Source organism: Candidatus Omnitrophota bacterium, assembly GCA_030688425.1.
Lineage (GTDB): Bacteria > Omnitrophota > Gorgyraeia > Zapsychrales > JANLHA01 > JAUYIB01.
Genome location: JAUYIB010000013.1, coordinates 107,175 through 117,510 on the forward strand (window position 1 = coordinate 107,175; position 10,336 = coordinate 117,510).

The 10,336-nt window shown below is 56.8% G+C and carries 10 protein-coding genes; all 10 read right to left on the reverse strand.

Translation table 11 applies throughout. The annotated features are described in order from the left end of the window. Positions 1-79 precede the first annotated feature (79 nt). Entirely contained in the window at positions 80-340 is a 261-nt protein-coding gene (locus Q8Q08_05735) for a zinc ribbon domain-containing protein (protein MDP2653518.1), read from the reverse strand. A gap of 57 nt (positions 341-397) precedes the next feature. After that, positions 398-1,558: a molecular chaperone DnaJ gene (dnaJ, locus tag Q8Q08_05740; protein MDP2653519.1), complete on the reverse strand. Its 1,161-nt coding sequence runs from the start codon at positions 1,556-1,558 to the stop codon at positions 398-400. A 229-nt stretch (positions 1,559-1,787) separates the two neighbouring features. Further along, entirely contained in the window at positions 1,788-3,746 is a 1,959-nt protein-coding gene (gene dnaK, locus Q8Q08_05745) for a molecular chaperone DnaK (GenBank protein ID MDP2653520.1), read from the reverse strand. 40 nt (positions 3,747-3,786) lie between these two features. Next, the gene (locus Q8Q08_05750; protein ID MDP2653521.1) at positions 3,787-4,374 is read right to left on the reverse strand and encodes a nucleotide exchange factor GrpE; all 588 of its coding nucleotides are present in this window, start codon (positions 4,372-4,374) and stop codon (positions 3,787-3,789) included. Positions 4,375-4,400: 26 nt separating this feature from the next. After that, positions 4,401-5,141 carry a hypothetical protein gene (locus Q8Q08_05755; protein MDP2653522.1) on the reverse strand — a complete coding sequence of 247 codons (741 nt, stop codon included), beginning with the start codon at positions 5,139-5,141 and terminating at the stop codon, positions 4,401-4,403. 151 nt (positions 5,142-5,292) lie between these two features. Next, positions 5,293-5,739, reverse strand: a complete 447-nt coding sequence (locus tag Q8Q08_05760; GenBank protein MDP2653523.1) for a hypothetical protein — start codon at positions 5,737-5,739, stop codon at positions 5,293-5,295. A gap of 191 nt (positions 5,740-5,930) precedes the next feature. Then, positions 5,931-6,914: an aldo/keto reductase gene (locus Q8Q08_05765; GenBank protein ID MDP2653524.1), complete on the reverse strand. Its 984-nt coding sequence runs from the start codon at positions 6,912-6,914 to the stop codon at positions 5,931-5,933. A 15-nt stretch (positions 6,915-6,929) separates the two neighbouring features. Continuing rightward, entirely contained in the window at positions 6,930-7,559 is a 630-nt protein-coding gene (locus Q8Q08_05770) for a DUF502 domain-containing protein (protein MDP2653525.1), read from the reverse strand. Further along, the gene (locus Q8Q08_05775; protein MDP2653526.1) at positions 7,556-8,251 is read right to left on the reverse strand and encodes a hypothetical protein; all 696 of its coding nucleotides are present in this window, start codon (positions 8,249-8,251) and stop codon (positions 7,556-7,558) included. Before Q8Q08_05775 ends, Q8Q08_05770 begins: the two co-directional genes overlap by 4 nt. A 190-nt stretch (positions 8,252-8,441) precedes the next feature. Beyond that, positions 8,442-10,336 (reverse strand): AAA family ATPase (locus Q8Q08_05780; protein ID MDP2653527.1); only part of this gene is annotated, 1,895 nt, incomplete at its 5' end.

Below are 10,336 nucleotides of genomic sequence, written 5' to 3' on the forward strand. Positions count from 1 at the left end.
AAATTCTTGGAAATTTCACCCAAGGCTGAAAAGGCCTAAAAAGCCGGAAATTCCCAGGAATTTTCAGTTTCAGGATAGTTTAATGGCAGGAACAGCCGCCCCCGGACGGGTTGGAGCAGGCGGGTTTGCCGCTTTCTGTCTTGGGAGGAGCAGATTTTTTCTTATAATCCGTTTCATAAAAGCCGCTTCCCTTAAAAATGATCCCACCGCCAGTTCCGATCAGGCGGATCAGCGTCTTTTTCCCGCATTCGGGGCATTTCTGGAGTTTTTTGTCCGTCATGGACTGCAGAATTTCAAACCCGTGGCCGCAGGCCTCGCATTCATACTGATAAGTTGGCATAAGTCCCCTCCATAAACAGCTTTTTGTTCATGATTCTGAACCGGGAAGCCGCCCGGCTCATTTGAACACTTTCTTTATTTTCTCCGAAAAAGAATCCCCGGGCACCCCGGCACCGGCCGTCTCACCGCTGATCCGGGCATAGTCCTCAAGCAATCGCCGTTGCTCGGCGTTTACATGGGAAGGGACACTGATCATGACCCGGACATACTGATCTCCGGGCGATCCGGAATGGATATCCGGCATCCCCTTGCCCTTCAAACGGAAAATTTTTCCGCTCTGCGTCCCGGCCGGGACCTTCATGGAAACATCCCCGCTCAGGGTCGGGACAGAGACTTCCGCCCCCAACGCTGCCTTGACAAAACTGAGCGGCAGTTCCAAATAGAGATCTCTGTCCCGGCGCTCAAAAACCTCATGCGGTTTAACGGCGAGATAAAGATACAGGTCTCCGCGGCCCGAGGGGCCGTATTCGCCCTCGCCCTTAACCCTCAAGCGCGTGTCATTGTCGACCCCAGCGGGAATATTGACGTCGATCTTGCGCGTCACGCGGACAACGCCCTTGCCGCCGCATTTCGGGCAGTATTCCGTGATGACCTGGCCACGCCCCTGGCACTGCGGGCAGGTTTGGGCCATCCGGAAAAATCCGCTCGACATCACGACCTGGCCCTGGCCCTTGCACCGAGGACACGTTTTGACGTCCTGGCTGGATTTCGCGCCGGAACCCTTACAAGAGGAACACTCGTCGTGCCGGGGGACCTGGAGCGCCTTTTTCACGCCCTGGAAGGCCTCCTCCAAGGTGATGTCCGCTTCATACTGGATGTCCGCGCCCCGGCGGGCCCCCGAACGTCCGCCGCCGGATCCGCCGCCGAACACGTCAAAGAGGGAATCCCCGAACATCCTGCCGAAAAGATCGCCCAAGCCGGCCTCTTCAAAAATACTGCCGAAATCGGCGCCCTTGAAAATATCCTCGGCGGTGTAACGCTGGTCAATCCCCGCGTGGCCGTACTGATCGTACATCTTGCGCTTCTGCGGGTCCGACAAGACGCCGTAGGCCTCTGAAATTTCCTTAAATTTTTCTTCCGCCTCTTTTTTTTCGGCCTCGGGCACGCGGTCCGGATGGTGCTTCAGTGCCAAAGACCGGTAGGCCTTCTTGATCTGCGGAAGATCCGATTCACGCGGCACGCCCAAAATTTCGTAATAATCTTTTTTCATGGAGGCCAACGGGCTTTGGTTCGACTCACGCTCGCCATCCCGAGCGAGAGTCGAGGGACACCCGCGGTTCCTTTCTTCCCCGCCCCTGCGGGGCCGAATCCCGCCGGTTTCCCGTCCCCGGGCTTCAGCCCGGGGCGTTGACGGGAAGGCGGGATAAAAAATGGGGTTCAAGGAACAGGGTTTGGGGACTCACCATCCGCCTCAACCCCACCCGATTCCCTGAACCCCGATACCTTTTTTATTTTTTATCGTCGCTCGCCTTGAAATCAGCGTCGATAACATCATCCTTGTTATCACGGGATCCGCCCGGCTGCCCCTGCGGGCCCTGCGGGCCCTGCCGCGAATCGGCGTCCTGAGACTGGCCATCCTGGGACGAACTTCCGGCGCCCGCGCCGGCGCCCTGGGCCGCCTGCTGGGAGGCGGAGGCCTTGTAGATCTCCTCGGCGAGTTTGTGACTGACTTTCTGCAATGACTCCATCCCCTGCTTGATGCGGGCATGGTCCTTGCTCTTGACCGCCTCTTTGAGGTTGTTCAGCTCCGTCTCGATGTTCGATTTGTCACCGGCGGAAATCTTGTCGCCGTAATCCTTGACGGATTTCTCCGTGGAAAACACCAGGCCGTTCGCCTGATTGATCAACTCGGCCTCTTCACGGCGCTTCTTGTCCTCTTCCGCGTATTTTTCGGCTTCCTTGACCATTTTATCGATATCGGCATCCGACAATTTGTTGGGAGCCGTGATCTTGATCGACTGCTCCTTGCCGGTCCCCTTGTCCTTGGCGGAAACATGAACGATGCCGTTGGTGTCGATATCGAATGTGACCTCAACTTGCGGCAATCCGCGCGGGGCCGGAGGGATCCCCTCCAGGTTGAAACGGCCAAGCTCTGTGTTGCCGTCCGCCATGGACCGTTCGCCCTGCAGGACCCGGATGGTCACCGCCGACTGATTGTCCTCAGCGGTGGAAAACACCTGGCTCTTTTTCGTGGGGATGGTCGTGTTGCGCTCGATGAGCTTCGTGAACACACCGCCCAGCGTTTCGATGCCGAGAGACAGCGGCGTGACGTCCAAAAGCAGGACTTCCTTGGCTTCGCCTTTGATGATCCCGGCCTGGACCGCGGCGCCGAGCGCCACGCATTCCATCGGGTCGATCCCGCGCTCGATCTTCTTGCCGACCTCGCGCTCCACGAACTGCTGGACGATGGGCATGCGGGTCGGGCCGCCGACGAGGATCACGCGGTCGACGCTGACCTGCGATCCGAGCTTATCGGACGCGTCCTTCATCGCCTGGATGATAGGCCCCCGGCAGCGCTCGATGATGGGGGAAACCAGGTTTTCCAAAGTCGCGCGCTCCAGTTTCAAGTTCATATGCTTCGGCCCGGAGGCGTCGGCCGTGATGAACGGCAAATTGACCTCGGTGGTGACCGTGCTGGACAATTCGACCTTGGCCTTTTCCGCGGCTTCTCTCAGACGCTGAAAGGCCATCTTGTCGCTCTTAAGATCGATGCCGGATTCTTTCTTGAATTCCCCGGTGATGTGGTCGATCAGGACATTGTCCATGTCCGTCCCGCCCAGCAGGTTGTCGCCGCTGGTGGAGATGACCTCGAAGGTCGCGGCCTTGTTCTCGCTGTCCCAGCCCATTTCCAGGATGGTGACGTCGAGGGTCCCGCCGCCGAGGTCGAAGACCATGATCTTCTGTTCCTTGCCCGCCTTGTCAATGCCGTAGGCGAGGCACGCGGCCGTGGGCTCGTTGATGATGCGCAGGACCTTGAGCCCCGCGATCTCGCCCGCGTCCTTGGTGGCCTGGCGCTGATTGTCGTTGAAATACGCCGGCACCGTGATGACGGCCTCCTCGACTTTGTCGCCAAGGAATTTCTCGGCGTCCGCCTTGATCTTCTGCAGGATGAACGAGCTCACCTGCTGCGGAGAAAATTCTTTGTCAAACACCTTGAATTTGTGGGTGGTCCCCATCTTGCGTTTGGCCGCGTAGATGGTGCCTTCCGAATTGATCGGCGCCTGGCGGCGGGCCGGCTCCCCGACGAGCAGCTGGCCGTCTTTCGAAAAGGCGACGAAGGACGGGAAGGCCTTGCCCGACGCGACACCGGCGCCTTCCGCCGACGGAATGATGACCGGGCGGCCGCCTTCCATCACGGATGCCGCCGAATTGGATGTTCCCAGATCAATACCGATTGCTCTTGCCATAAGATTACCTCCTCAATGATCCGATCTCATAACGATCGATTTATGATGCTTTGTTAGATGGTTCCCCGGCAGTCGCCTGCCCGGGTTTCGCGACTTTCACCTTGGCCGTCCGGATGACCTTGTCGGCCAGAAAATATCCTTTTTGAAATTCTTCAATGACCGTGTCCTCGTTGTGCCCGGTGCTCTCCGCCATCATCAGGATTTCATGACAATGCGGATCGAACTTCTTGCCCACACAGTCCATGGAGCGCACGTCGTTGCGCTTGAGCAATTCGTGGATCCGGCCGACGACCATCTCGATCCCTTTCAAAAGGGACTGGGTGTCCTGCGGGACCGCCTTGGCCGCGGCCACGCTCCGCTCGAGATCATCCAGGATCCCAAGGAACTCCATGATGATGCCCTCGTGCGCGTAACGGATAAATTCAGCGCGGTCCCTGTCGTAACGCTTACGGGCGTTGTCGAAATCCGCGAAGAGACGGACGAATTTGTCCTTGTATTCCGCGGCATCGTTGACGAACTTCTGGTATTCCGCCTGCGTAATCTCGATCTTGGCCGGTTCCGGCGCCGTTTCCGCGGGCGAACCCTGATCAGCGGTTTTCGGTTTCGGATTTTCCATTGGCTCTGCCATATGCGATGTCATTCCTGGCCTTGAAATCAAAGGGCCCGGTTCAAATATTCCGTCAAATAATCCAGCGTCGAAACGACCCGCTGGTAATCCATGTGCGTCGGCCCCAGGACCGCGATCCGGCCGCTCGTTCCCGCAGGCAGCCTATACTGCGAAACGGCCAGGGAACAGCATTCCCCGATATTGGAACACGCCATCTCATGGCCGATATAAATCTGGATCCGTTTCTGAAGATGGCGGTTGATGACGCTCAACAGCCGCTCTTTCTCTTCAAGAGTGGAAAGGATTTCACGGATCTTCTGGATGTCCTGCATATCCGGGTATCCGACCACATAACTGGTCCCATGGAGAAAAACCTTGTCCGGGATCCCGTCCACCGAGATGATGCTGGTGTAGTGGGTGATGTCCGAAACCATCTGAGACGTTTTCTCAAGGACTTTCTCGAGGTCTTTCCGTCCCTGATCGTATTCCGTTTTGATCCGCGCCTGTTCGCCTTCCAAGAGCTTGATCTCGTTCATCAGGTTGTCCACATAATACCGGTAACCCATCTGGGTCGGCATGCGGCCGGCGGATGTGTGAGGATGGGTCAAATAGCCCTCTTCTTCCAGCTCAGCCAGAATATTCCGGACCGTGGCCGGACTCACGTCCAGAGGGTAGTCCTGGGCGATCAGCCCGGAACTGACAGGGCTCACCGTTTTGATATATTCATTGACAACAATGCCCAGGATGATGTCTTTTCGCGATTCGTAATCCGCTTTTTTTGTCCGCATGATCCTTCTCCGCGTTGTATATCTCCAATGAAATTATGGGTTTAGACGCGAATCGTATTTTTAGCAGTCAACAGCAAAGATTGCTAAGCCGATATTATAACAAAGAATCCCGCCTTGTCAATACTCAAAACAGGCGGGCATCTTACCGGCATTAATGAGACTTGGCGACGGGCGCACTTTGAAACATCGACTTCACATGCGGATTGGTCAGATACATGATGACGATCAACGGCCAAGTCATGTGCGTGATCAGCGCCACCAGGCTGGCTGTGGTCACCAGGCTGACGGAAACACCCAATTTCACCCCCAGCCACTCCATGGCGGTCGAAAAAAACGGCCCCAGGTCAAAGCACACCACATACACCGTCCAAAACAGATAGATGGCAAACAGGCGGACTGTCCAAAACCGGGCCAGCTCCTTAAAAAGAACCAAACCCAGGGCGCAAAAAACCACCCAGATGATACCTATCATCCCGATGCCCTCCAGGACCGTTGCTGGCATCCAGCCGCGCTCCCGCTGGAAAAAGACAAAGAACGGGAAAAGGGCTCCGACCATCCAGATGGCAATCGCCCAAACCACTCGCTTGTTGGAAATCATGCGTTGTCCTGTCTCTTCCCACCCAGCGGGGTTAATTCCTGCAGGTAGGCGCGCTTATCATTTACGTCGTCCCTGCGGGACTCCGTTTGCTCATTTATCCCTGCCGCTTTGCTTCGCAAAGCGAAACGCAGGGGTTAATTCGCGCTTATCATTTACGTCGTCCCTGCGGGACTCCGTAAATGATGCGCTCATTAATATTTCCCGCGGATATGGGCGGCCACTCTGTTCTCGTAAAATGTCCGGATATTCCCGCGCAAGTCCTCAGGCAGCGCCGGCAAAGCCGACGCGGAAACGTTTTCCACGATCTGTTCCGGCTTCGTCGCCCCGGGGATGACGACGCTCACGGCGTCAAAATCCAGGATCCAACGCATCGCCGCCTGGGCCATGCTCATTCCGGATGGCACGTAGGCCGCCAATTCGCGGCTCAACGCGATCCCCCGGTCCAACGGCAGGCCGGCGAATGTTTCGCCCACGTTGAACCGTTGGCCTTCCCTATTATAATGACGATGGTCTGTTTCGGCAAAGGTTGTTTGCGGCGTCAATCTCCCGGACAACAACCCCGACGCCAGCGGCAGGCGGACGATCAAGGCCGCGTGCTTTTCCTTCGCTTTTTCAAATAAAACATCAATGGGTTTCTGCCGGAAAATATTAAAAATGATCTGCAGGCTGGAGACACCATCCTGATCGAGGCCGAACAGCGCTTCGTCCATCGACTCGACGCTCAGTCCGAAATTCCGGACCTTGCCTTCTTTTTTTAAAATCTTCAGCCATTCGTAAAGCTCCGGTTTTTGGATGAACTCCGCCGGCAAGCAGTGCGTCTGGACCAAATCCAGGGCCTCGATCCCCAGCCGTTTCAGCGAAGCCTCCACATGCATGCGGAACGCATAAAGAGAGAAATTCTTCGGCCAACCCGGGTGCGGGAAACGCCCGATCTTGGTGGCCACAAAAATCCTCTCCGAGCATCCTTTGAGAAAACTCCCGATGCGCGTTTCGCTCAAGCCCTGCCCGTAAACATCGGCCGTATCAAAAAAATTCACGCCGCTGTCGACCGCCGACGCCAGGATCCTCTGCGCCATGGCGTCATCCACCGGCCCCCAGTCGCCGCCCAGCTGCCAGGTCCCCAGCCCGACTTCGGCAACGCTGAACCGCGCCGCGCCGAACTTTCGTTTTTTCATTCCCGCTCCGTCGTCCTAAGATTTCCCGGCCAGTTCCTCTTTCTTTCGCTTGTACGCCTCCCAAAGCCGGGAAGACCCGGTCCCGCAGCCGATGATGGACTGCATGGCCTCGTCTACCGGGACATCCACCGGGAAAACACAACTCCCCTTGATGTGATAAATAAAACCGCTGGTCGGCGTCGGGCCGATGGGGACAAACACCGTGCACGTGCCGTCCGGATGGCGGTCCGTGACGATCGCGGTGGTCAGGACTTCATCGCCGTGCAGCTGGACCAGGGCGACCTCGGAGAAAAGCTTGCGCTCGCCTCCCAGCAATTGCAGGATCGTGTCCTTGATCAATTTATACCCGGGCGCCACGCGCAAGATCCTGGTCTCGATCACTTGATAAAGGAACTTGCCCAGACGGGTCCGGACCACCACCCCGACCGCGAAACAAAACAGGGTGATGAGAAAAATCACGATCACATCCGCGACGATCGTTTTGACGTCATGCCTGGCAACCACAATGTCGGTCAACGGCTCGATGAGGCCCGTGACAAAATGAAAGATCCAGCTGAAAACGGCGGCGATGATGGCCACGGGAAGGATCACGATCAGCCCGCCCAGAAGAGAAGTCTTTAAAAATGCTTCCAGATTTTTCCTCATAGTTGCCCGCGCTCCTTTTTTAGGACGGCCAGTTTTTTGAGCCGCTCCACCGGTGCCGCCGCCCGTTCCAAATAATCCGCGATGACCGGCGGGCTGTGATACAACTCCGCCAGGCTTGGTTTCATCTCCGTCCGGGGATGAAACCCCATGATCACGGTCCCCTCCTTGATTTCAAGCGAACATACCGGGTGCCCCAAGGCATCCACGTTCTTGCAGGACACAAAGGCCTTGAGGACCTTCCCATCCTCCAGCAGCAGGCCGGCCAGGAGGGGATCATTGGTAAAAGCGCTGAACATTTTTAATTCCGGCGGCAAAACCAATTTCTCCGCCGCGTTTACCCAGGGGGTCTTCATGTCCGCGAAGGACTGGACGTCGGCGCGGATGGTGGTGCGCGGCTTTTCCGTTAACGACAGCGTCAACGTGGTGGGTGATGGCCCTTTCAAAAAAACCCGGTTCGCGACGTTCCCCGGGGCCCTGTCCACGATGTCTTCATAAACAAACTCGTTGCCGGCAAAATTGCATCGGATCCGGAAACTGTTCGGATACCCTTCCAGTGGCTCGAGCCGGGACTCGACATAATCCGCCAGGGCCTCCAGATACCGCCGGCGCTTGTCCTTCTTGCCGGTCAACGTGCTGAGCCATATGATCACGCCCAGGGTGATAATACCAAGAAGAATAATCCAAAGATTCATAAAGAAATTTCTTCCGTAAGTTAAAAATGACGCCGGCCTGGGAATCCCGTCCCTCAAACCCCATCTATCTTCCCTCGGTCACCGCCATTTTTCCACTATTTTTTGATTCAATGCGCTTCCCCGGTTCACCATAGAAAGGCGCATGGAATCATCCCGAGCGACCATGGCGGAGCGAGGGATTATTCCCTCCTTATCCCGCCGTCCGAAACGACAGCTCCCCGTCCTTGCCGACATCCACCGTCACGCAGTCCCTGGGCTTGATGTCTCCGGCCAGGATCTTGAGGGCGATGGCGTCCTGGACATATCTCTGGATCACGCGCTTGAGGGGGCGCGCCCCATAAACCGCATCGAACCCCCGGATTCCCAACAGATCCTTGGCCCTGTCCGAGAGGTCCAGGGAAATCTCCCTGTCCCGCAGGCGGGTTTTCAGGATATCGATCTGAAGGTCCACGATCCGGCGGATGTCGTCCTGGCGCAGCCGGCTGAAGATGATGATCTCATCGACCCGGTTGAGGAATTCGGGACGGAAACGGCCCTTGAGCGCGTCGTGGATCCTTTTCTCAATCTCCTTCCGGTTTTCTATGTCCCGGATCGCCTCGGAACCGATGTTGGACGTCATGATGATGATCGTGTTCTTGAAATTCACGACCCGCCCCTGCCCGTCGGTCAGCCGGCCATCATCCAGGATCTGCAGGAGCGCGTTGAAAACGTCGCCGTGGGCCTTTTCCACTTCGTCGAACAGGATCACCGCGTAAGGCTTGCGCCGGACCGCCTCGGTCAGCTGTCCTCCCTCGTCGTAACCGACGTATCCCGGAGGAGCGCCGATCAGCCGCGAAACGCTGTGCTTCTCCATATATTCGCTCATGTCGATCCGCACCATGGCGTTTTCATCGTCAAACAAGAACCACGCCAGAGACTTGGCGAGCTCGGTCTTGCCGACACCCGTTGGACCGACGAACAAAAACGACCCGATCGGGCGGTGAGGATCGCTCAGGCCCGTGCGCGACCGGCGGATGCACGAGGAAACAAACGCGATGGCTTCATCCTGCCCGACCACCCGGCCTTTCAGGCCCTCCTCGATCTTGAGCAATTTCTCGGTCTCGCCTTCCAGAAGTTTGGACACCGGGATCTTGGTCCACTTGGCGACAATCGCGGCGATGTCCTGGTCATCGACTTCTTCTTTTAACAGAGAGCCTTCTTTCTGAACTTTCACCAGTTCCTGATTCTGCTGTTTCAACTCCTTTTCCAGGGTCACCAGGGTGCCGTACCGGATCTCCGCCGCTTTGCCCAGGTCGCCTTCCTTTTCAGCCTTAGACTCCTCGATCTTTTTCTGCTCGATCTGCGCCTTGGTGTTACGGATCCGGCTGATGACGTCCTTTTCCCTTCCCCATCGTAAGCGTAGCGACTTGTTGGATTCTTTTAAATTTCCCAACTCCTCTTCAAGCTTTTTAAGCCGCACCAAAGAAGCTTCGTCCTTTTCCTTTTTTAACGCCTGTCGCTCGATCTCCAATTGCCGTATTTTCCGCTCATTCTCATCGAGTTCCTGCGGCATGCTGTCGATCTCGATGCGCAGCCGCGAGGCGGCCTCATCGATCAGGTCAATGGCCTTGTCCGGCAGGAAGCGGTCGGGAATGTACCGGTTGGAATTGTAAACCGAAGCGTACAGGGCTTCATCGGTGTACGTTACGGCGTGGAATTTTTCGTAGCGGTCCTTAATGCCGAACAGAACCTTGATTGCATCGCTCTCCCCCGGTGGAGGAACTTTCACGGACTGGAAGCGTCGCTCGAGCGAGCGATCCCGCTCGATGGATTTTCGGAATTCGGCCGGTGTGGTGGCGCCAATGCACTGAATTTCGCCGCGCGACAGAGCCGGCTTCAGAATGTTGGCGGCGTCCAGCGATCCCTCGGCTGAACCGGCGCCCACCAGCGTGTGAAGCTCATCGATAAAGATGATGGCGTTTTGATTCTCCATCAACTCCTTCATGATGGTCTTGAGGCGCTCTTCAAACTGGCCGCGATACTTGGTGCCGGCGACGATCAACGAAAGATCCAGAGCCAGGATGCGCTTTTCCGCCAGGAACAAAG